18 protein-coding genes, 1 other RNA gene and 1 pseudogene are annotated in these 21,215 nt (G+C 66.2%); 9 read left to right on the forward strand and 11 right to left on the reverse strand.

What is annotated here, in order from left to right; all coding sequences use genetic code 11:
* Window positions 1-15: 15 nt before the first annotated feature.
* From RIT73_RS01710 to RIT73_RS01720, 3 genes are read right to left on the reverse strand one after another with little or no spacing between them, the layout of a single operon-like run.
* On the reverse strand, window positions 16-3,060 hold the full coding sequence (locus tag RIT73_RS01710) for a bifunctional [glutamine synthetase] adenylyltransferase/[glutamine synthetase]-adenylyl-L-tyrosine phosphorylase (RefSeq protein WP_309130318.1): 3,045 nt from the start codon (window positions 3,058-3,060) through the stop codon (window positions 16-18).
* Window positions 3,061-3,066: 6 nt separating this feature from the next.
* Window positions 3,067-4,425, reverse strand: a complete 1,359-nt coding sequence (gene glnA, locus RIT73_RS01715; RefSeq protein WP_309130319.1) for a type I glutamate--ammonia ligase — start codon at window positions 4,423-4,425, stop codon at window positions 3,067-3,069.
* Window positions 4,426-4,429: 4 nt separating this feature from the next.
* Window positions 4,430-4,633, reverse strand: a complete 204-nt coding sequence (locus tag RIT73_RS01720; RefSeq protein WP_309130320.1) for a hypothetical protein — start codon at window positions 4,631-4,633, stop codon at window positions 4,430-4,432.
* A gap of 362 nt (window positions 4,634-4,995) precedes the next feature.
* Here RIT73_RS01720 and ald point away from each other — a divergent pair, with 362 nt between their 5' ends.
* The gene (gene ald, locus RIT73_RS01725; protein WP_309130321.1) at window positions 4,996-6,114 is read left to right on the forward strand and encodes an alanine dehydrogenase; all 1,119 of its coding nucleotides are present in this window, start codon (window positions 4,996-4,998) and stop codon (window positions 6,112-6,114) included.
* Window positions 6,115-6,331: 217 nt separating this feature from the next.
* A pseudogene (locus tag RIT73_RS01730) lies at window positions 6,332-6,751 on the forward strand (Zn-dependent hydrolase); the annotation flags it as partial.
* Window positions 6,752-6,802: 51 nt separating this feature from the next.
* On the opposite strand, the gene RIT73_RS01735 reads toward RIT73_RS01730, so the two are convergent.
* Window positions 6,803-7,384: a hypothetical protein gene (locus RIT73_RS01735; RefSeq protein WP_309130322.1), complete on the reverse strand. Its 582-nt coding sequence runs from the start codon at window positions 7,382-7,384 to the stop codon at window positions 6,803-6,805.
* Window positions 7,385-7,837: 453 nt separating this feature from the next.
* On the reverse strand, window positions 7,838-8,569 hold the full coding sequence (locus RIT73_RS01740) for an FCD domain-containing protein (protein WP_309130323.1): 732 nt from the start codon (window positions 8,567-8,569) through the stop codon (window positions 7,838-7,840).
* Between the two features lie 151 nt (window positions 8,570-8,720).
* Between RIT73_RS01740 and map the strand changes: the two genes are divergently transcribed.
* Window positions 8,721-9,635 (forward strand): type I methionyl aminopeptidase, encoded by a 915-nt coding sequence (gene map / locus RIT73_RS01745; RefSeq protein ID WP_309130324.1) that lies wholly within the window; start codon window positions 8,721-8,723, stop codon window positions 9,633-9,635.
* Entirely contained in the window at window positions 9,632-10,483 is an 852-nt protein-coding gene (gene ppgK / locus RIT73_RS01750) for a polyphosphate--glucose phosphotransferase (protein WP_309130325.1), read from the forward strand. Before map ends, ppgK begins: the two co-directional genes overlap by 4 nt.
* A gap of 11 nt (window positions 10,484-10,494) precedes the next feature.
* Here the strand turns inward: ppgK and rnpB are convergent.
* Window positions 10,495-10,879: RNase P RNA component class A (rnpB, locus tag RIT73_RS01755), an RNA gene on the reverse strand.
* A gap of 130 nt (window positions 10,880-11,009) precedes the next feature.
* Here rnpB and RIT73_RS01760 point away from each other — a divergent pair.
* Window positions 11,010-11,786, forward strand: a complete 777-nt coding sequence (locus tag RIT73_RS01760; RefSeq protein ID WP_309130326.1) for a peroxide stress protein YaaA — start codon at window positions 11,010-11,012, stop codon at window positions 11,784-11,786.
* Between the two features lie 45 nt (window positions 11,787-11,831).
* Here the strand turns inward: RIT73_RS01760 and RIT73_RS01765 are convergent, their stop codons facing one another.
* A complete protein-coding gene (locus RIT73_RS01765; RefSeq protein ID WP_309130327.1) occupies window positions 11,832-12,560 on the reverse strand; it encodes a hypothetical protein in 729 nt (242 codons plus the stop codon).
* A gap of 31 nt (window positions 12,561-12,591) precedes the next feature.
* On the reverse strand, window positions 12,592-13,452 hold the full coding sequence (locus RIT73_RS01770) for a Nif3-like dinuclear metal center hexameric protein (RefSeq protein ID WP_309130328.1): 861 nt from the start codon (window positions 13,450-13,452) through the stop codon (window positions 12,592-12,594).
* Between the two features lie 95 nt (window positions 13,453-13,547).
* On the opposite strand from RIT73_RS01770, the gene RIT73_RS01775 reads away from it, so the two are divergent.
* Window positions 13,548-15,116 carry a fatty acyl-CoA synthetase gene (locus RIT73_RS01775; protein ID WP_309130329.1) on the forward strand — a complete coding sequence of 523 codons (1,569 nt, stop codon included), beginning with the start codon at window positions 13,548-13,550 and terminating at the stop codon, window positions 15,114-15,116.
* A gap of 21 nt (window positions 15,117-15,137) precedes the next feature.
* Here the strand turns inward: RIT73_RS01775 and RIT73_RS01780 are convergent, their stop codons facing one another.
* The 3 genes from RIT73_RS01780 to RIT73_RS01790 all read right to left on the reverse strand — a co-directional run bounded on the left by RIT73_RS01780 (window position 15,138) and on the right by RIT73_RS01790 (window position 19,146).
* Window positions 15,138-16,316 (reverse strand): FUSC family protein, encoded by a 1,179-nt coding sequence (locus RIT73_RS01780; RefSeq protein WP_309130330.1) that lies wholly within the window; start codon window positions 16,314-16,316, stop codon window positions 15,138-15,140.
* Window positions 16,317-16,327: 11 nt separating this feature from the next.
* Complete coding sequence (locus tag RIT73_RS01785) at window positions 16,328-17,836, reverse strand: MFS transporter (RefSeq protein WP_309130331.1); 1,509 nt, start codon at window positions 17,834-17,836, stop codon at window positions 16,328-16,330.
* Between the two features lie 158 nt (window positions 17,837-17,994).
* On the reverse strand, window positions 17,995-19,146 hold the full coding sequence (locus tag RIT73_RS01790) for a N(5)-(carboxyethyl)ornithine synthase (protein WP_309130332.1): 1,152 nt from the start codon (window positions 19,144-19,146) through the stop codon (window positions 17,995-17,997).
* Window positions 19,147-19,254: 108 nt separating this feature from the next.
* On the opposite strand from RIT73_RS01790, the gene RIT73_RS01795 reads away from it, so the two are divergent.
* The 3 genes from RIT73_RS01795 (at window position 19,255) to RIT73_RS01805 (ending at window position 21,147) form a co-directional block, all read left to right on the forward strand.
* Window positions 19,255-20,163 carry a cation transporter gene (locus RIT73_RS01795; RefSeq protein WP_309130333.1) on the forward strand — a complete coding sequence of 303 codons (909 nt, stop codon included), beginning with the start codon at window positions 19,255-19,257 and terminating at the stop codon, window positions 20,161-20,163.
* Window positions 20,164-20,252: 89 nt separating this feature from the next.
* Window positions 20,253-21,005, forward strand: a complete 753-nt coding sequence (locus RIT73_RS01800) for a hypothetical protein (protein WP_309130334.1) — start codon at window positions 20,253-20,255, stop codon at window positions 21,003-21,005.
* The gene (locus tag RIT73_RS01805) at window positions 20,995-21,147 is read left to right on the forward strand and encodes a hypothetical protein (RefSeq protein WP_309130335.1); all 153 of its coding nucleotides are present in this window, start codon (window positions 20,995-20,997) and stop codon (window positions 21,145-21,147) included. Before RIT73_RS01800 ends, RIT73_RS01805 begins: the two co-directional genes overlap by 11 nt.
* Window positions 21,148-21,215 lie beyond the last annotated feature (68 nt).

A 21,215-nucleotide genomic window follows, 5' to 3' on the forward strand; every position in this document is an offset into this window, starting at 1 on the left:
ACGCGGAGCGACGACTCAGTCGAATCCGTAGAAGCGCTGCTCCATCACTGCGCGCGCGTGCCGGGTGGCCCTGAGATAGTCGTCCTCGAGCTCGTGGCCGCCCCCGGCGGGATATCCGAGAAGGCGGGCGGTGGCTTCGAGCTCCGAGTACTCGGTCGGCAGCGAATGGCTCGTGCGTCCCTTGTAGAGCATCACCGCCGACCGCACATCCGTGGCCAGCTGCCAGGCGGTCGCCAGCTCCGTTGCGTCCTCGGCGGGGATGAGGCCCTCGGCCGCGGCAACGCGCAGGGCCGGGAGGGTCGACGGGGTCCGCAGACCCTCGATGCGATGGGCGTGCTGCAGCTGCAGGAGCTGCACGGTCCATTCGACGTCGGACAGGGAGCCGCGTCCGAGCTTGAGGTGGCGGCGCTTGTCGGCGTTGCGCGGCAGACGCTCCTCCTCCATCCGCGCCTTGAGCGTGCGCACCTGGGTCAGCGCCTTCGACGGCATCGTCTCCGGATACCTCAGGGGGTCGATGAGCGCGGTGAAGTCGTCGATGAGCGGAGCGTCGCCGGCCACCGGACGCGCCCGCAGCAGCGCCTGGGCCTCCCAGGGCTGTGACCACTTCGCGTAGTAGGACTGGAAGGACGAGAAGCTGCGGACCAGGGGCCCGTTCTTCCCCTCGGGGCGCAGATCCGCATCGAGTTCGACGCCCTCCGCGCCTTCGGACGATCCCAGTCGGCTCGCGAGCTGGAGGGCGACCTTGTTCACGTGCTTGCTCAGCTTGGTCTTCGCCTCGGCGCCGAGATCCTCATCGACGGGACGGTAGACATACATCGCATCGGCATCCGAGAAGTAGCCGATCTCGCGGCCGCCCCAGCGTCCCATCGCGATCACGGAGAACTCGTAGTCCGGAATGTCCTCCTGGTCGAGATCGAGGCGCACCGCACGCAGCGCACCCTGGACCGTGAGGTCCATGAGGGCGGTCAGATCGCCGGGGATCTCCGCCCGGTCCCCCACCCCGAGGACATCGCGCAGGGAGATGCGGAGGAGTTCGCGGCTGTAGGTCTCGCGCATCTGGCCGACGGCTCTGCCGCCGTGGCGGCGAAGCAGACCGTCGACCTCGGCGCGCAGCACCTGCAAATCACGGGCCCTGAGGTTCGAGTAGTTGTCGAGCCAGGCCACTGCCGCGGGCTGACGCAGGAGCAGTTCGGTGGCGTACCGCGACAGAGACAGGACCTCGGCGACGGACTTCGCCGCCAGACCGGAATCCCGGAGCATCTTGAGGAACCAGCCCGAGGAGGACAGTGACTCGCTGAGCCGCCGGAACGCCAGCAGACCGGCATCGGGGTCGACACCCTCGGAGAACCAGTCGAGGAGGGCAGGCAGCACCTGTCGGATGACGAGTGAGGCCCGCGACATTCCGCTGGTCAGCGCTTTGATGTGGCCCAGTGCCCCCTCCGGATCGACGTAGCCGAAGGCGCGGAGGCGGTCGGCAGCAGCCTGCAGGCTCGTGCCGCGACTGTGCGCATCGACGACGGCGCCGTGGACTCCGACCGCGGCCTCGAGAATCGGGCGGTAGAAGATCTGCTCGTGCAGGCGGGTGACCTTCTTGGCATAGTCCTTCCGGGCCTCCTCCAGCCGATCGGCGGAGCGGGGCCCGAAGCGGAAGACCGAGCGGGCCAGGATCCGCAGCCGGTCATCGGCGTCGGGAATCAGGGCATTGCGCAGCATGCGAGGGATCTGCACCCGATGCTCGACGACCCGCATGAACCGGTAGGCGGCGGAGAAGACATGGGCGTCCTGCTGGCCGATGTACCCGTGCTCACCGAGCGCTTCGAGGGCGAGCAGCGTGTTGGGGGTGCGGATGTCGACGTCGCTGCGCCCGTGGACGAGCTGAAGCAGCTGGGCGGAGAACTCGACGTCGCGGAGTCCGCCACGGCCGAGTTTGATCTGACGCGGCGCCTCGGCGGCGGGAATCAGGTCGACGACGCGACGGCGCATCGCGCGAATCCCATCGATGAACCCCTGCCGGCTCGCGGCCTCCCATACGAGCGGCAGCAGAGTCTCGACATACTCCTCGCCGAGGGCCCAATCGCCGGCGACCGGACGAGCCTTGAGGAGGGCCTGGAACTCCCAGTTCTTCGCGATGTCGGCGTAGTAGTGGGTGAATTCGCTCATCGTGCGCACCAGCGCCCCCGCCTTCCCCTCGGGCCGCAGCGCCGTGTCGACCTCCCACAGGGCGGGTTCGGCTCCCGGGTCGGAGAGGATCGCGCGCATCCGCTGCGCCATTTCGGTGGCCAGGCCCCGCTGGGCGTCGTCCGCCCCGGTGGCCTGGACGAAGACGACGTCGACGTCGGAGACGTAGTTGAGCTCCCTGGCCCCGGTCTTGCCGAGCGCGATCACTGCCAGCCGGACGCTCGCGTCGGGATCGATTTCGCTGCGAGCAATCGCCAGGGCGCCGTCCATCGCAGCGGCGGCCAGATCCGACAGGACCGCCATCACCTGGTCGACGATCTCCTCCGGCTGCTCGCTGCTGAGATCATCGGCGACGAGGCGCAGAAGTGCGTCACGATAGGCATGACGCAGGGCGATGATGCCCTCATCGCCGACGAGCTTCGCGCGTGGTGCAGGGTCGTTCGGATCCGCGCCCACACTGCCCAGCAGGGCTTCGCGCAGCGCGGGAGCAGAGGCGGCGGGGGTGGAGATCATGAGGAACGGCGCGGGATCCAACAGCAGCGACAGCGAATCCGGATGACGCACGAGGTGGTCGACCATCGCCTCGGAAGTGCCGAGGACGGTGAGCAGCCGCCCGAGCAGCGGCCGGTTGAGTTCGTCCTCGGCGAGCTCCTCGGCCTCTCCGGCACGGATCGCGGCGGCGAATGCCGGCAGCACGCCGTCGGCCTGCTCGAGCACGCGGAGCAGACCGAGGGCGGCACTGTGCGGATCCGGGCTCGCCTCGAGGAGGTCGACGAACCGCGAGTCGAATGCCAAGGGCAGTCCGAGCAGATCGTTGATGTCCTTGAGGAAGCGGGCGGCGGACTCGGAGACGGCGGCGGTGCGCGACGTGATTCGGGCCATCGTCGCCTACATCGAGGTGAAGTGCTTGCTGAGTTCGTACGGGGTCACCTGGGCGCGATACTCGTTCCATTCCTGCCGTTTGTTGCGCAGGAAGAAGTCGAAGACCTCCTCGCCCAGCGTCTCGGCCACCAGGTCGGACTGCTCCATCGTCTCCAGGGCATGGGACAGACTCGAGGGCAGTGCCTGAATGCCCATCGCACGCCGCTCGATGTCGGAGAGCAGCCAGACGTTGTCCTCCGCCTCGTCGGGCAGTTCGTACTCCTCCTCGATGCCCTTGAGCCCGGCCGCGAGCATGAGCGCGTACGACAGGTATGGGTTCGCCGAGGAGTCGAGCGCCCGGTACTCGACCCGCGCCGACGACGATTTGCCGGAGTTGTACTGGGGGACCCGCACGAGCGCGGACCGGTTCCGGTGTCCCCAGCAGATGTAGGACGGTGCTTCATGCCCGGTCCACAGACGTTTGTAGGAATTGACGTTCTGATTCGTCACCGCGGTGATCTCCGCGGCATGGGTGAGGAGACCGGCGATGAATTGACGGCCGGTCTTCGACAGCTGGTAAGTGGCGCCGGGTTCGAAGAAGGCGTTGTTCTCGCCTTCGAACAGGGACACATGTGTGTGCATCCCGTTGCCGGGGTGATCGGCCAGGGGTTTGGGCATGAACGAGGCGTAGACGCCCTGGGAGATCGCGACTTCCTTGATCACCGACCGGAAGGTCATGATGTTGTCGGCCATCGTCAGCGCGTCGGCATATCTCAGGTCGATCTCGTTCTGACCGGGGCCCGCCTCATGGTGGGAGAACTCGACGGAGAGTCCCATCGCCTCGAGCATTGTCACCGCTGACCTGCGGAAGTCATTGGCGGTGCCGCCGTTGACATGGTCGAAGTACCCGGCGGAATCGACGGGCACGGGTCGGGTGCCGTCGACGATTCCGGTGCGCGGGTCGAGGTTGTCGGTCTTGAACAGGTAGAACTCGACCTCTGGATGCACGTAGAAGGTGAATCCCTTCTCGGCCGCCTTCGCCAGCGTCCGTTTGAGGACGTTGCGCGGGTCGGCCGGAGCGGGCTCGCCACCCGGGACGTGGATGTCGCAGAACATCCTCCCCGTCGGTTCGGTCTCACCTCGCCACGGCAGCAGCGAGAATGTCGAAGGATCCGGTTTGAGGACCATGTCGGCCTCGAACACCCGCGACAGTCCCTCGACGGCGGACCCGTCGAAGCCGATCCCCTCGGAGAAGGCCCCTTCGAGCTCTGCCGGAACGATCGCGACGGACTTGAGCCCGCCGAGGACGTCGGTGAACCACAGTCGGATGAACCGGACCTCCCGGTCCTCGACCGTGCGGAGGACGAACTCTTCCTGACGGCTCATCGACTCAGCCGTTCCATTCTGCGTCTTGGTCGTCCCAGGCCTCGTTGCGGGACTTGGCCTTCTCAAGGGCGGCACGGGCCTCGGCCTCGGTGTCATAGGGACCCATCCGGTGGTTCCAATCGCTCACCAGACCCTTTTCGACCGCGTTGGTCTCCAGGTTGAAGTAGTACTTCGAGTTGGCGTTTTCAGCATCTTTGAACAGTCCCATGACGACCCTTCCATCGCAGTGTGCAGTCCTTGCCGTTTCAGCTTACCGGTTCGGACCCGCTCCCACCGGGATGGGCGCGGACGGCTGTGGGGGGTTCCCATCTGCTCTTTCACTGTGCTGCGGGGTGGTCTGTCGGTGGCTGGCGCACTCTCCTCGACACTGCGTTATCCGTGGCCGCAACACTGCGATCGGTGCGCCGCGGAAACATTCTTCCACGGAATCCGCAAGAAATCTGCTGTTTTCGCCGTTAAAGGTTTGCCTCCCAGACCTTAAGCGGAATACAGTGAGACGTACCCTCAGCCACGTCACCACGCGGCTGGATATGCCCACGTCGCAACGGGGCGAAATGAGAGAGGAAAGCAATGCGCATTTCTGTGCCCACCGAGGTCAAGAACAACGAGTTCCGCGTCGCCATCACGGCAGCTGGAGTCCAGGAGCTCGTCTCCAATGGACATGAGGTCACCGTGCAGGCCGGCGCGGGCGAAGGTTCGTTCATCAGCGATGAGGAGTACACCGCAGCCGGTGCCACGATCGCTCCCGACGCCGCTTCGACGTGGGCTGCCGGAGACATGGTCCTCAAGGTCAAGGAGCCCATCGCTTCCGAGTACGGCTTCCTCCGCAAGGACCTCGTCCTGTTCACCTACCTCCACCTGGCCGCCGATCAGGCGCTGACGAACGCCCTGACGGAGGCCGGTACCACGGCGATCGCCTACGAGACCGTCCAGCCCGACGGCGGCGGCCTTCCGCTGCTCGCCCCCATGAGCGAGATCGCCGGTCGGCTCTCGACCCAGGTCGGAGCCCACAGCCTGCTCAAGGCCGAGGGCGGCCGCGGCATCCTGCTCTCCGGGGTGCCTGGAGTCGACCGCGCCAACGTCGTCGTCATCGGTGCCGGTGTGGCCGGAACCAATGCCGCCCGGATGGCCCTGGGTCTCGGTGCCACGGTCGAAGTCATCGACATCAACATCCCCCGACTGCGCCAGATCGATGACACTTTCAACGGTGCGATCGCGACGAAGGTGTCGAACAAGTACGAGATCACCAAGTCGCTGGCCACCGCCGACCTCGTCATCGGTTCGGTGCTCATCCCCGGCAAGAAGGCTCCGAAGCTCGTCACCGACGAGATGGTGGCAGGCATGAAGCCCGGCTCCGTCCTCGTCGACATCGCCATCGACCAGGGCGGCTGCTTCGAGAACTCGCGTCCGACGACTCACGACGACCCGACCTTCACCGTCCACAACTCGGTCTACTACTGCGTGGCGAACATGCCCGGTGCGGTGCCGAACACGGCGACCAAGGCACTGACCAACGCGACCCTGCCGTTCGCGGTCAAGCTGGCCAACCAGGGATGGCACCAGGCACTGTCGAACGACTCGGCGCTGGCTCGCGGCCTCAACACCCACAACGGCCACGTCACCAATGACAACGTCGCCGAAGCCTTCGGCCTCGAGGCCGTCTCGGTCGCGCACGCTCTCGCCAGCTGAGAAGGCGCGGGCCGGCCGACCGCTTGGGCACCGCTGGCCGCAATTCACCCCGATGCAATGGGGCGTATTGCGGCCAACGGTGCCTTTTGCATATCTCTCCGGGTGAACTACGTCCAGCGGTGCGTTGTGAATTGGTCCCGAAGCGACCGGACCCGCGGTGGGAAGTGCAGCTAAGCACTGCGGAAGCGGTGAGTTCAGTGGGGATTCGCGTTGAACTTCTGACCGCCAGGACGCCCTGCTCGGAGCCGCACGCTTGGTGGTGGCCGCCCGTGAGCTCGTCGGCGATTTCGAGCCGGGTGCTCTGCACACCGCGTCCGGTCAGCTGACGGTGTACCCGAATTCCCCGGTCGTCGTCGCCGAGCACAGCTGGGATCAGAACCCGTATTCTGAGGACGGGGTCGAGCTGGCATGGTCGGTCGCGGATGATCTGGGACTCAACTCGGCGAAGGTGATGGTCGTGGCCGGACATGACTCGACCAACATGAAGGACGAGGCGCCCACCGTCATGCTCTTCATCCCCAGCGTCGACGGAATCTCGCACAGCCTGCAGGAGTTCACGAAGGACGAGGATCTCGTCTTGGAGCTCCATCACCTCACCGAGGTGGTCCTTCGGCTCGCCGCCGGTGCCGTGGCCTGATCACTCCAGCAGTGCGGGGAGCGCGACCAGTCAGTTGATTGCGCCGCCGGGTCAATAGATGTCGTCGACGTCTTGGTTGTCGTCGACGAGCTTCTTCGCCAGCGGCTCCCACTTGTCGTAGGCATCGGGGTAGGCCGAGCGCTGCACTTCCTGTGCGGCATCACCGGGGTCGATGTCCTCCCAGTTGTCGATCTGGGTCAGCCCGGGGTTGGATGTCTCGGAATCGACTCCGTAGAAGGCTTTCGATGCATACACGGTGTCGGTGACTTCGTCAGCCGATCCCCAGTTCATCGAGGGACGCTGCTGGAAGGCGCCGGCGGAATCGCGGTCCCCGCCGTCGAGGTCGTTGAGGCTCGATTCCTGCAGTGCGGTCATCACGGCGATCGTCTGCGCCTGCTTCGACAGGTCTGCGCCCTTGCCGACGCCGATGATGGTGCGCGCGTTGTCGATCTGCTCCTCACTCAGCTCGTCCGGGCCATCAATCCCTCCGGGCGGTCCGGCGTCGGATTCTCCGCCGGCCGAGGCTCCTGCGTTCTCCTGGCTGACGCCTCCGGACATCGAGTCGGCCGCGGCAGAGGTCGCCGTTGCCAGGGAGACTCCCCCGGCGAGGACGGCGGCGGACAGTGCAGTCACCGCAAGTGTGCGCGCACGTTTCATCTGTTCTCACTTTCTCTTGATCGGGTACTCGACCCGGTCGGCGACTCCTGGTGCGCGGCACACGCAGTGTGTTCTGTGGCATTTGGTCTGTGGTCGGCACAGGAATCCCGGAGCAGAAGGTGCCGTGGAATCGCCCCACACCACACTGACGGACCGAACGGCCCCGTTCAATGCAGAGAGACTCCGAGAACACTTATTCTCGTCGCAACGAATCGTCACGGTTCCGTGTGCATGCGATCAGAGTTCGCTGCATGCTCCGCGGTCACCGGCGGCGCTCTCACCCGCCCGTGACCGAGGTCTCGCTGGGTTCGTCGGGCTGTTCGCAGACGTGAGCCAGGGAAGACTCAGATGCGGCGAGGTGGCCTCCTCTGCCCTCGACCGGCGTCCACCGCTCAGCCGCCTGTCACAAATGCGATGGCCGAGTTCAGCTCAGGCGGCGGGCGGGGGCGGTGTGGTGGTCGAGCGGAAGTGCTCCTCGCACAGGCGGCCGGCCTCGAGCGAGTCGCCGGCCGCGATGGCATCGACGATGGCGGCATGATCGTGCACGGCCCGTTCGAACAGCTTGACGGAGAACGGATCGTGCCGGAACCCCGCGTTGATCTTCATGTCGATGTCAATGGCCATGCGGGCGAGCTCCGGATTGTGGCAGGCCCGGGCGATGGCGAAATGGAATTGCGCGTCGGCGGTCCGGGCGGCGGCCGCCTCGGCGAGTTCGGAGTACGTCGCCGCCAGCTCCCGCAGCTGTGAGAGCTCGTCGTCGGTGCGTCGCAGAGCAGCGACGGCGGCAAGCGTGTTGTGGAAGACGGCGCGGGCGTCGAGCAGGTTCCGCCGCTCGGCGTGGAACTCGCCGATCCGTTCGGCCATCGGCGCCAGGGCTGTCGGCTCCGCGCTTGAGACGAACGTTCCTCCCCCACGACCGCGGCGGCGCTCGACGACGCCGAGGCGCTCGAGACGCTCCAGCGCCGCCCGGACACTCGAGCGCGAGACCTGGAGGGCGGCGGCAAGCGCACGCTCACCGGGAAGCATCGTGCCCACAGGCAGCGCTCCGACGGCGATTCCCGACAGGATGTGATCAGCGATCTGCTGAGGTGCGCTGGTGAGGCTGACGACGTCGCCGAGCCCGGAGAACTCCTGTGTCCCTGGGTCGATCTGATCGTTCATCGCACCTCCCGGTTGATCGGCCGCCGCCGGTGATCGTGGCCGCGCGACTTCGGCAGGATCGAGTCTAAACCGCCGCGCCGCCTTTCGGACATGTCGACAGGCACGGCAGTTGTGGAATAACTGCGCGATCCCGCTCTAGAATCGAGTCATCATGACTTCAGCGCCACGCCTGCTCACACCCGGCACGGTCTCCCCCGAGCGTCCCGTGCCCCCGACCATCGTCCGTCCCGAGTACGTCGGGCGCGCCGACGCCGACGAGGGCCGCGGCCATAACTTCTACACTCCCGAGGAAGTCGAGAAGGTCCGGCAGGCGGGCTCGATCGCGGCGAACGCCCTGGCCGCAGTCGGGGAGATCATCGCCCCGGGCGTCACCACTGATGCGATCGATGCGCGAGCCCACGAGTTCATGTGCGATCACGGCGCCTACCCCTCGACCCTGGGGTACCGCGGGTTCCCCAAATCGGTGTGCACCTCGATCAACGAGGTGATCTGCCACGGGATCCCGGATTCCACCGTGCTCGTCGACGGCGACATCATCAACGTCGACATCACCGCTTACATCGACGGCATGCACGGCGACACGAACTACACGTTCTGCGTCGGGGACGTCGCCGAGGAATCACGGCTGCTGGTCGAGCGGACCTGGGAGGCGATGATGCGCGGCATCAAAGCGGTGAAGCCGGGCCGGGAGATCAACATCATCGGCCGCGTGATCGAGAAGTATGCGAAGCGGTTCGGCTACGGCGTCGTCCGCGACTACAGCGGCCACGGCGTCGGCCGTGAGTTCCATTCCGGACTCATCATCCCCCACTACGACGCCGCACCGGCCCACGCCGAGGTGATGGAGCCGGGAATGATCTTCACCATCGAACCCATGCTCAATCTCGGGACCGAGGCATGGGACGTCTGGGACGATTCCTGGACCGTGGTGACGAAGGACAGGAAACGATCGGCTCAGTTCGAACACACCCTTGTCGTCACCGAGACCGGTGCCGATATCCTGACTCTGCCGGATGCGGACACCGCCATCGCGCAGGGACCGAAGAGACTCGAGGAATCCAGATGACACAGGGCACCCAGGGGCGCTTGAGCATTGGAATCGACATCGGCGGCACCGGCATCAAGGCCGCTCTCGTCGACATCGTCACCGGCAAGCTGCTCTTCAAACGAGTGCGGGTCTTCACTCCGAAGCCGAGCACCCCCGAGGCGGTGGCCCAGGCGATCACCGAGGTGTACGAACTGCTCGTCGCCAGGGCCCTGGAATCGGAATGCATCGACGACCGCAGCGTCCTCGACGCGCTGCCGCTGGGCTGCGGGTTCCCGGGCGTCGTGTGCAACGGCCGCGTGGAATACATTGCGAACCTCGACAAGAGGTGGCGTGAGTGGCCGATCGAGGACTATCTGCGGGAGCAGACCGGCAAGACGGTCCACCTGATGAATGACGCAGACGCCGCGGGACTGGCGGAGATGAGCTTCGGCGCCGGGACGAAATTCCGGAAGAAGACGGTGCTGATGACGACATTGGGCACCGGCATCGGAACCGCGCTGTTCACTCAGGGCAGGCTCGTGCCCTACACCGAGTTCGGCCACATCGAGATGAACGGCCGCGACGCCGAGACGCAGGCGGCGGAATCGGTCAAGGTCCGCGAGGGCCTCGAATACCCCGAATGGGCCGAGCGCCTCCAGCAGTACTACTCGATGATGGAGCTCCTGGTCTGCCCCGACCTCATCATCGTCGGCGGCGGGGTCTCCAAGTCCCATCAGCAGTTCCTGCCCCTGATCAAGACCCGGGCACAGATGGAGCCGGCGAAGTACCGCAACGACTCCGGCACGATCGGCGCCGCAGTGCTGGCCGCCAACCGAGGCAAAGCGAAGGTCCGGAAGCGAAAGAAGGCACCCGTCGAGGCGGTCTGAAGCGGTTGAGAGAGGACAGGCCACCGATACGCCGGGTTCTGTTATCGAGTCGGTTGCCCTCCTCGACTGACGGCCATCTATCTGGGACCGATGTTGCCACCGGCCTCGAGCGATCCACCCGACGACTCGGCGAGCAGCCTCTAATGCCGTCTGTCTGATCTTGCTCCGGATGGGGTTTACCCAGCAGCGCCGGTCACCCGGCACTCTGGTGGTCTCTTACACCACCGTTTCACCCTTACCGACCGCAGCCGATCCGAAGATCGGCGACGGCAGGCGGTCTGCTTTCTGTTGCACTTGCCCGCGGGTTGCCCCGGGTGGGTGTTACCCACCATCCTGCTCTGCGGAGCCCGGACGTTCCTCAGCCCGAAACCGGGCCGCGGCCGTCTGGTGACCTGTCCTCAAGTCCCCCATCCTACCCGCGCGGACCCTGCCCGCGGCCACTCCTCCTCGCTCGGCGGCACCGAGGTGATGCAACTAACGTGAGACGCCCGGGCGTCCCTCCCCCGGCCCGCCCTACCATGGTGAGGTGAAGATCCTGCTGCCGCCCTCCGAAGGGAAGACACCCGCGAGTTCGGGTGACCCACTCGACCTCGACGCACTCTCGGCCCCGGATCTCAATCCCCACCGGCACACCGTTCTGACCCAGCTGAAGCAGGTCTCCGGACGCGAGGACGCACTCGACGTCCTCGGCGTCGGCGCCACTCTGGCCGACGACGTCGCCCGCAATGTCGAGATTGACTCCCACCCCTGCGCTCCCGCGCTGCTCACCTATTCGGGCGTCCTCTACGAGGCGATGGGCGCGCCGGAGCTCGTCGCCGCAGCCGAGGCGAACGAATCGCTCGCGGCGAAGCTGCGCGAGGTCCACGTGTTCTCCGCCCTCTTCGGCCACGTCCACGGCCTCGACCCGATACCGGCCTATCGGCTGGCGATGAAGACCGAACTCGGCCAGCTCGGCAAGCTCACCTCATGGTGGAAGCCGACGCTGGCCCAGACCTTCCGTGTCGACCCCGCCGAAGTGATCCTCGACTGCCGCTCGAGCGACTACCGGGCAGCGTGGCCCGGTCCGAAGAACCAGGTCGTGACCTTGGGCGCGATCAAGGAAAATGGATCCAAGCGCAGCGTGGTCTCCCATTGGGCGAAGTACTACCGCGGCGACTTCGTCGGCCGCCTGCTCGCCGACGAGCGGCCGCTGCCGCAGTCGCATGATGAGCTGCTCGGACGAGCTTCTGAGCACTACGAGGTCGAATACGCCGAGGCGGCAGGCAGCAAGCCCGCCGCGCTCACCATCGTGCTCCGCGACTGAGCGAATCTGCGCACAGGTGCTGACTCTGCGCGACTGAGTGTGAACTCAGGCCCTGCGCAGCAGGACCGCTTCGCACTCCTCGCACTCATAGGTCTCGTTGACGTCGTTGCCGATCATTCCGTGCCATGTCATCCCGCTGATCTCCTGGCCGCAGGCCTGGCAGTGAGGGCCGGAGAGGATCGCCGCTCCGGGGCCCCCCTGAGCAACGTTGCGTTCGAACCGGCGCACGAGCTGATCCGGTAGTTCGGCCTTGAGCTTCCTGGCGGCGTCCTCGACTTCGCTCAGTTCGCCGGCGATCTCGGTTTTGCGGTCCTTGATCGACGTCTGCATGGCACGGCCGGCTGCGGTCACCTCGGCGAGGCCGGTTTCAATCTCCGAGAGCGCGGCCTCCGCGGTCTCGAGCTCCTCCATCACCCCGAGCTCGGTCTCCTCGAGTTCGGCGACCTTGTCCCGGTGCCCGGCGATCTCGTCCTGCAGATTGACGAGGTCTCGACTGGTCAGACCCGTGCCTGCGTTGAGCTCGGCGGTCTTCTTCTCGATCAGCCGATTCTTCTTCTCGATCACGGCGGTGAGATCCGCGACCTGTGTACGCAGGGTCTCGACGACCTCGGCGGCGGAGGCCTTCTGCGCGGTGACGTCCTTGTGCTTGGCCACCAGCTCCGCCAGCGCACCCGCGTCCTCCGGGTTGTCGTGTTCGTGCTGCAGAGCACGCCCCCGGGCGGCGAGCTCGATGAGGGATTCGAGGTTCTGACGTTGATCGGCGGTGATCAGCATGTGGCGGTCCTTAAGTCGTCGGGAAGAGCGGTCAATAGCGTTCGACCCACGGGTCGGTATTCACCGCTGAGCGCTGCAGGCCAACCGTGAAACCGCGGGAGGCGAACTCGGCCTCGAGCTCCGTGGCGGCAGCCTCGAGCCACACCGACTCCGAGGCCCAATGGGAGACGTCGATGAGGTGGGGGTTGCCGGTGTGCCGGTTCGCTGTGTCGCGGGCTTCGGTGGCGGGATGATGGCGCAGGTCGGCGGTGATGTAGACCTCGGCGCCGCTGTCGCGGACGGCGTCGAAGAGCGAATCCCCCGCACCGCCGCAGACGGCGACGCGAGTCACCTCAGCGCCGGGATCCCCAGCGATCCGCACCCCTGTCGTGGTGCGCGGCAGCCGAGCGGACAGGGTGCGGGCGATCTCCCTCACCGCAGTCGGGGATTCGAGGTCCCCGACCCGGCCGATCCCGGTGACGGGGCCCTGCTCGAGGCCTGCCGCAGCGTCCGCGGAACGATGCGGCACGAGCGGCTCGGCGTCCTCGATCCCGAGCAGGGAGATGAGGACGTCAGAGACTCCGCCGCGGGCGGAATCCGCATTCGTGTGAGCGTTGAACAGGGCGATGCCGTGGCCGATCAGAGTGTGGATCGCTCCGCCTTTGAGGGTGGAGGCGTTGACGGTCTGCACCGGCTTGAGCAGCAGCGGATGGTGGTTGAAGACGAGGTCGGCACCGAGGACCACCGCCTCGGCGATGACCGAGTCCATCGGGTCCAGGGCCAGGAGGATCGACCGGACCTCCGCGTCGGGATCCCCGACGGCCAGACCGATGGAGTCCCAGCTCTCTGCCAGGGCCGGTGGCCACAGCGACTCGAACACGTCCACGCAGTCGGCAACCTTCGGGAAAGTCATGGCCCCACACTATTACATTCGCCCCGGAGCCCCGACGGCTTCTCATGACCGCACGGACGGTTCACTTTTCTACTGATCAGAATTAGATTGAGGCCATGAGTGCCATTGAGTCGACGACGACTGCTCCCGCCCTGTCCGCCTCCTCCACCGTCGCCGACATGCTGCGCCGCAGCGCCGGTCGCCACCGTGATGCGGTGGCCATCGAGTTCGGGGACCGCACGTGGTCATATCAGGCCCTCGACGACGCCGTCACGGCTGTGGCCAGACAACTCGTCCGACTCGGCGTCGAGAAGGGCGAGAGGGTTGCGGCGTATGGCAAGAACTCGGACCTCTACGTGATGCTCTATCTGGCCTGTGCGCGGGCGGGGGTCATCCATGTGCCGGTGAACTTCCAGTTGAGGAACGACGAGCTTGACTACATCCTCAGCGATTCCGGTGCCCGCGTCGTGTTCGCGGACTCCGACCTCATCGACGCCGTCACCGGTACGGAAGCGGGCGCCGCGGCCCAGGTGCATGACCTCGCTGCGCTGCTGGGAGCGGCCTCGTCCACACAGGTCCCGCCCGCCGAGTTCGCCGAGTTCGACGTCACCGACACCGACGTCGCGCAGCTGCTCTACACCTCGGGCACCACCTCGGCGCCCAAAGGCGCGGTGATGACCCACCGGGCCCTGATCCATCAGTACATCTCCTGCCTGCAAGCCCTCGACTTCGCGAGCACGGACAGGGCGGTCCACTCCCTGCCGCTCTACCACTCGGCACAGATGCATGTCTTCATGCTCCCCCTGCTGGCCGTGGGCGCGCACAACATCATCGTCCCAGCGCCCGTCCCCGATCAGCTGCTCGCCCTGTTCGAGGAGCGATCCATCAACTCGTTCTTCGCCGCGCCCACCGTGTGGGTGGCCCTGGCGAACAGCCCCGAATTCGAGACCCGCGACCTCGGAAACCTGCGCAAGGCCTATTACGGTGCCTCGATCATGCCGGGGCCGGTGCTGAGGAAGCTGCGAGCACAGCTGCCCGATCTCGGCTTCTACAACTGCTTCGGCCAATCCGAGATGGGTCCGCTGTGCACGGTGCTGCGTCCGGAGGAACACGACGAGCACCCCGGCTCGGCCGGACGAGCCGTCCTGTTCGTCGAGACCTGCGTCGTCGACGACGCAGGTCGTCGCGTCGCCCCGGGAGAGCTCGGTGAGATCCTCTACCGGTCCCCTCAGCTCTGCGCGGGGTACTGGAACAAGCCGGAGGCCACCGCCGAGGCGTTCGCCGGGGACTGGTTCCACTCCGGGGACCTGGTCCGGATGGATGAGCAGGGATTCGTCGATGTCGTCGATCGGCTCAAGGACGTCATCAACACAGGCGGTGTCCTCGTGGCCAGCCGTCAGGTCGAGGATGCGATCTTCGAACTGCCGCAGGTCGCCGAGGTGGCTGTCGTCGGCGTCGTCGATGAGAAGTGGATCGAAGCGATCACCGCGTTCGTCGTTCTCAAGCCCGCTCCGTCCGGCGCGGACGAACCAGCCGGGGATGGAGGCTTGACCGAAGCGGCGATCATCGACCACGTCGGGTCGCGGTTGGCTGCGTTCAAAGTCCCCAAACGGGTCGAGTTCGTCGCGAAGCTGCCGAAGAACTCGGCGGGCAAGATCCTCAAGAGGCAGCTGCGCAGCCGCTGACGGTCCAGGACCGCCACTCCCCTACTTCTTCCTCCGCCGCCACCGGAATCGGAAGGGGAAGAACGATACGCGGGGCGGGTCGGGGACATCCACCTCGGCGTCATGCGTCTCGATCAGGGCAGCGGCCTGAGCAGATTCGACACCGGCGAAGACCAGGAGATCGATCGCGGCCAGGCGCACGGAAGCATGGATCTGCCTGCGAGCCGGGGAATCGTCCTCTCCCGCTTCGAGCTCCTGAAAGGACGCCAGGGCTCCTTCGGCGGCCTGCTGCCTGGTCGCACGATCTCCGGGGTCCGCGGCGAGGGTCCGGATCACCTCGGCGATCCTGGTGATGACGGGGGCGAAACTGGGCCGGTCCTCGCTCGGCAGGGACCGCACGGAGCGGGCGAGGACGAGGATGCTGTTGTTGAGCAGATCGAGCTGGCCCGCGTTCTCGCTCTCCTGCACGATCGGGGCCGAGCGCCACCACCACACAGGGGCGTGGCGGGCGGTTCGGCTGCTGTCCTTCCTGGTGTCGGCCAGATCGGTGAGCTTGTCGCGCAGAGACCGCAGATCGCCGATCGCCTCCTCCGCCTCACGGTCGTCGCCGTGGTCGAGCGCGTGCGAGACGTGCTCGAGAGCCGCCGCCATCGCACTGAGCACGTCGGTCTCGGCACGCCTGAGCAGGTCGATGGGTTGGGCCGGGAACAGGAGCTGGCTGAAGACCAGGGCGACGCCGGCGCCGATGAGCGCGTCCATGATCCGTTCGGGACCGAACTCGGGTTGGCCCCCTGCCACGGTGAGAATGGCGCCGACGGCCCCTTGGGCGATGACGAGACGGCTTCCGTCGCAGGCCAGGGCGATGGCCATCGCAACCAGAGTGGCGATGCCCATCGCGGCGAATCCGGTGCCGAGGACCAGCAGCGCGGCTTCGCCGACGACGATGCCGAGCAGCACGCCGACGATCAGGTTCACCGCGTTGGTGCCTCGTTTGCCCCGATTGGCGTTGAGCGCGATGACGGCGGCGATGGGAGCGAAGAAGGGCTGCGGGTGGCCGGCCAGCCGCAGGGCGATCCACCAGGCGATGGTCCCGGCGAGGGCTCCCTGGAACAGGGGCCAGAAGTCCTCACGGAGGCGCGACAGCGCCCGCCCGCCGCCGGCAGTCAATCGCTGCCGGATGCGGCGGGCGGAAGCGGCGGCACCACTGTGGACCCAGGGCATCGGAGGAGAACCTACTTCCGCCCCGCCGTTGTCTTCTCACCCGTCGCCGGGTCGCGGTGGAACCGCTTGAGCAGTGCGGCGTCGACCTCCTCGAAGTCGCGGTCCTTGGTCTCGGGGACGTAGCGGCCGATGAACCACAGTCCGAAGCCGCAGATGACCGCGAAGATCCAGAAGGTCTGGCCCTGCCCGATGGCGTTGGCGACACTGAGGAAGACGAGGCTGACGAAGAAGTTCGAGCCCCAGTTGACCGCCGTCGACACTCCTGATCCGTAGGAGCGGGCATCGGAGGGGAAGATCTCTCCCACCAGCGTCCAGAAGATGGGGCCGAGCCCGACGGCGAAGGCGGCGATGTAGAGGACCATGAACACCAGCGAGATGACCGGACTCCAGCCGACGATGAAGGACAGGCCGAGCAGCGCCAGCGTCACCGTCATTCCCGTCATCGAGACGATGAGGAGTTTGCGGCGGCCGCTGCGATCGATGAGCCGATTGGCGACGATGGTCATCACGAGGTTGATGACGCCGATGGCGATGGAGTAGAAGATCGCGTTCGACGCGGAGAGTCCCGTCTGCTGGATGATGGAGGGAGCGTAGTAGATGATCGTGTTGATGCCGCCGAACTGCTGGATCGCCGCCAGCATCAGGCCCACGATGAGGGCGGGCCGGACCCTCTCGGCCAGCAGGATCCGCCACGTCGGTGCCTCGTCGGCGTCATGTCCAGCGTCGGCGTCATGTCCAGCGTCGGCGTCATGTCCAGCGCGGGAGCTCTGAGAACCGCTGTGTTCCTCCTGCTTGCCCTCTCGACGTGCGGCGATGACCGCATCTGCGGTCTCCTCATCGGTGATGGAGGCGTAGAACTTTCGCGCCTGGTCCTCGCGACCATGGGCGAGCTGCCATTCGGGCGACTCGGGCAGGAACCACAGCGCGCCGGCGAGGAGGATCAGGGCGGGAATCGCCCCGACGCCGATCATCTCGCGCCACCCTTCGAACGCGGAGAAGGCGAGGTTGGTGAAATAGGCGAAGAGGATGCCGACTGTGATGAGCAGCTGATTGAGCGTGAGCATGCGGCCGCGGATGGCAGTCGGCGCCACTTCGGACAGATAGATCGGCACCGTCGCCGATGCTGCTCCGACAGCCAGACCGAGGACGAATCGGGCGATGATCAGCATCCAGAACCCGGTCGCGAAGACGGCGAGTGCGGTGCCGACGAGGAAGACGACTCCCTGCAGTCCGAGGGCCTTTCGCCGGCCGAGCGGTTCGGAGATGCGGCCGACTCCGAGTGCGCCTGCCAAAGCCCCGAGCAGCAGGATGCTCACCACCGTTCCCTGTTGGAAGGAGTTGAGCGCGAAATCGGTCTTGATGAACAGAAGAGCTCCGGAGATGACGCCCGTGTCGAAGCCGAACAGGAATCCCCCGACGGCGATGATCACACACCAGCGCCGCACCTTGCGCAGCCCCGCGGCCGGAACATCATCCAATGGTCCCTGCGATTCCCCTGAAGTGGAGTCTGCCTGTGCCACTGTTCTCCTCCCATCCTGCAGTGTCCGAACGCCGTCGGACGTCTGTGCGACCCTGGCCGGACGCGACGTGTGGACGACTCTAACGAACACGTGCGGTCGGCGACAGCAGACGTGATGAATCAGCAGTCGGACCCGCCGGGACCCCGAGGAGACCTGAGCTATGCGACCGCGTGCGGGTGCTCCGCCTCCCGGTCCTGGAAGGCGAGGATGGCGGGGTTGAGGATGACTCCGTCACGCAGCTCGATCGCCCTCGTCACGGTTTCGCTGTGCGCCCAGGACGCCGGACCTCCCATGACGATGTCGAGGAATGGCAGCAGCGCCGCACTGATCTCCCAACTGGCCGAATTCCAGAGGTAGGACGGGCTGTGGTCGACCGCGTAGTAGTTGATGTTCGACCCCACTGTGACCATCGGATCGGCGAAGGTCGTCGGCCGCGCCCAGTCGAAGCCCATCCCCTCATCGCAGGAGACGTCGACGATGAGGCTGCCGGACCGGAATGCAGCGAGCTCGGCTGTGCGCAGGTAGAGCAGTGGCGCGTTCGGGTCCTGCAGGGTGCAGTTGACGACGATGTCGGACTCGGCGAGGAACGGGGCCAGAGGGACTCGACCCCGATCGTCGGTGATCACTTCGCTGAGATGCGGTCCGCCGTCATGGTCGAACTGGATCATCTCCACTGAGTGGATGGGAGCTGCCACCGAGGCGACTCGGCGGTTGGTGAGCACCCTGATGTCGGCAACGCCGTGGGCCTTGAGTGCGGTGATGGCGCCGCGTGCGGTTGCCCCGAATCCGATGACGACGGCGCTCAGGCGCCGACCGTAGTCGCCGGTCACTCCGGTCAGTGCCAGGGAGTGGATCACCGAGCTGTACCCGGCGAGCTCATTGTTCTTGTGGAAGACGTGCAGCGAGAACCCGCCGTCACTCGCCCAGTGGTTCATCGCTTCGAAAGCGATGAGGGTCAGGCGCCTGTCGATGGCCAGTTGAGTCAGCGCCGAGTCCTGAACGCAGTGCGGCCATCCCCAGAGCGTCTGTCCTTCTCGGAGGTCCTCGAGGTCAGCGGCCTGCGGTTTCGCCAACAGCACCGTATCCGCAGCGGCGATGACCTCGGCGCGGGTCGTGACTCCGGCGACCAGAGCTGATAATTCATGGTCCGAGAACCCGAACCGCTCGCCGTATCCCGACTCGACGACCATGCGCTCACGGATGCCGGGGTCGATCCGCTCGAAGTGCTCGGGGTGGATGGGGACGCGGTTCTCGTCGGTCTTGCGGGATCTGCCGAGGACGCCCAGGACGGGAAGGGTCGGTGTTGCCATGATGCACATCCGTTTCGGGCGCCGCCATGGCGCCATCACCTCCAACTTACACGGCTTGCGTCGTCGTCCCCGGCTGCGGTCATACACTGACATGCAGGAGGTGGTTGCATGACCGTCGTCATCGCCTTTGTCGCCAATCTGCTCGTCGCCATCGCGAAGACCGCAGTCGCCGTGATCACGGGCTCGGCCTCCATGATGGCCGAAGCCGCCCATTCCTGGGCGGATGCGGGCAACGAGATCTTCCTGCTCATCGCCGACCGCCGCTCGGCCCGGTCCAGGGACCAACGCCACCCCCTGGGTCACGGCCGAGAAGCCTACGTCTGGTCGATGTTCGCCGCCGTCGGCATCTTCACGGCCGGTGCTGTGTTTTCCGTCACCCATGGCATCCACGAACTGTCCAACCCCGCTCCGGTCGAATCGGCGCACATCGCCTTCATCACTCTGGGAATCGCGTTCATCCTCGAGGGCGTTTCCTTCACCCAGGCGATCATCCAGGCCCGGAAGCAGGCGCGGAAGGCCGGCACCTCGGTGCTCCGACTCGTCCTGCGCACATCCGACACGACGCTGAGAGCCGTCGTCGCCGAAGACTTCGCGGCGCTGACCGGCCTCATCATCGCCGCAGCGAGCATCTGGGCTCACGAGCACACGGGCAACGCGATGTGGGACGCGCTGGGATCGATCGTCGTGGGTGTTCTGTTGGGAGTCGTGGCCCTCGTCCTCATCGACCGCAACCGTCACTTCCTCGTCGGGGCCAGTTCGTCGGCGAAGAACCGCACACGCGTCGGCCGGGCGCTGCAGCAGCATCCGAAGGTTTCCCGCGTGACCTATCTGCATCTGGAGTACGTCGGTCCCGGCCGGCTGTTCCTCGTCGCCGAGGTGGATCTGGAGGGAGACGACCCCGAAGAGGAGGTCGCCCGGCGGCTGCGCCGGATCGAACGGGAGCTCGAGGCGCATGAGTCGATCGAAACCGCCGTCCTGTCGCTGTCTGTCAGCGACGAGGCTTCCCTGGAGTTCTGAGGCTGCCCTGGAGCCTCGACGCTGCCGTGTGCGCCGCGGGAGTCGAATCTCTCCTGCCCACGGGGCCGTGCATGTGCCAGAGTGGATGGATGACCATTGACATCAACCGGGCCGGCTCGTTCCTGGCAGAGCATGGACGACTCCTCGACCGTCGTCGCTTCGCTCTGCTCGGATCAGGGACGAGTCAGGCTGACCGGGAAGCGGTGTTCGCCGCGGTTGAGGCGCACCGCAACGCGGATGGCGGTTATGGCTGGGGGCTCGAACCCGACCTGCGCGCGCCCGAGAGCCAACCGGCCGCTGCCCTGCACGCCCTGGAAGCCCTCGCCGACTGCGGCCCCGCGACGACTCCCGCCACGTGCAGGCTGTTCGACTGGCTTGATTCGGTGACGCTGCGAGACGGCGGTCTGCCCTTCGCTCTGCCGATCGCCGACCCCGCCGGTTGTGCGCCGTTCTGGTCCGACGCCGATCCCTCGGAATCGTCGCTGCAGATCACAGCAGCGGTCGCGGCGCAGGCCCATCGCGTCGCTCGATTCGATGAGGCGGCGAAGAATCATCCGTGGTTGGAGCGAGCCACTCGGTACTGCTTTGACGCGATCGCTGCGATCGATCGGCCCCCGTTCGCCTATGTTCTGTCATTCGCCCTTCAGGTCCTCGATTCCTCAGCTCACTCCCATCCCAGAGCTCTCGAGCTCATGGGTCGCCTCGGTCAGTTTGTGCCCCGCGATGGGGCGATCCCGGTCGACGGCGGCACCGAGGGCGAAACCCTGCATCTCCTCAATTTTCGCCCCCATGCCCGGTCATCCGGTTCGCGCCCTCGTCGACGACGCAGCCGTGAGCGCTGACCTGGACCGTCTGGAGACGGGACAGCGCTCCGACGGAGGGTGGGCCGTCGATTTCACCAGCCATTCCGCTGCTGCGGCACTGGAGTGGCGGGGCTATGCGACCGTGACGGCAGTGGCGACGCTCTTGGCCAACGGTCGCTGAACCGAGTGTGATTGAGAATCGAAATGTGATTTGGACCACATGGCGCGATCTTGGCGGTAGAGTGTTGG

Source organism: Brevibacterium sp., assembly GCF_031179145.1.
GTDB lineage: Bacteria > Actinomycetota > Actinomycetes > Actinomycetales > Brevibacteriaceae > Brevibacterium.

Excerpts from the sequence above, each read along its gene's own strand:
- RIT73_RS01710 (WP_309130318.1), bottom strand. The coding sequence starts at position 3,060 with ATGGCCCGAATCACGTCGCGCACCGCCGCCGTCTCCGAGTCCGCCGCC.
- glnA (WP_309130319.1), bottom strand. The coding sequence starts at position 4,425 with ATGAGCCGTCAGGAAGAGTTCGTCCTCCGCACGGTCGAGGACCGGGAG.
- RIT73_RS01720 (WP_309130320.1), bottom strand. The coding sequence starts at position 4,633 with ATGGGACTGTTCAAAGATGCTGAAAACGCCAACTCGAAGTACTACTTC.
- ald (WP_309130321.1), top strand. The coding sequence starts at position 4,996 with ATGCGCATTTCTGTGCCCACCGAGGTCAAGAACAACGAGTTCCGCGTC.
- RIT73_RS01740 (WP_309130323.1), bottom strand. The coding sequence starts at position 8,569 with ATGAACGATCAGATCGACCCAGGGACACAGGAGTTCTCCGGGCTCGGC.
- map (WP_309130324.1), top strand. The coding sequence starts at position 8,721 with ATGACTTCAGCGCCACGCCTGCTCACACCCGGCACGGTCTCCCCCGAG.
- ppgK (WP_309130325.1), top strand. The coding sequence starts at position 9,632 with ATGACACAGGGCACCCAGGGGCGCTTGAGCATTGGAATCGACATCGGC.
- RIT73_RS01765 (WP_309130327.1), bottom strand. The coding sequence starts at position 12,560 with ATGCTGATCACCGCCGATCAACGTCAGAACCTCGAATCCCTCATCGAG.
- RIT73_RS01770 (WP_309130328.1), bottom strand. The coding sequence starts at position 13,452 with ATGACTTTCCCGAAGGTTGCCGACTGCGTGGACGTGTTCGAGTCGCTG.
- RIT73_RS01775 (WP_309130329.1), top strand. The coding sequence starts at position 13,548 with ATGAGTGCCATTGAGTCGACGACGACTGCTCCCGCCCTGTCCGCCTCC.
- RIT73_RS01780 (WP_309130330.1), bottom strand. The coding sequence starts at position 16,316 with ATGCCCTGGGTCCACAGTGGTGCCGCCGCTTCCGCCCGCCGCATCCGG.
- RIT73_RS01790 (WP_309130332.1), bottom strand. The coding sequence starts at position 19,146 with ATGGCAACACCGACCCTTCCCGTCCTGGGCGTCCTCGGCAGATCCCGC.
- RIT73_RS01795 (WP_309130333.1), top strand. The coding sequence starts at position 19,255 with ATGACCGTCGTCATCGCCTTTGTCGCCAATCTGCTCGTCGCCATCGCG.
- RIT73_RS01800 (WP_309130334.1), top strand. The coding sequence starts at position 20,253 with ATGACCATTGACATCAACCGGGCCGGCTCGTTCCTGGCAGAGCATGGA.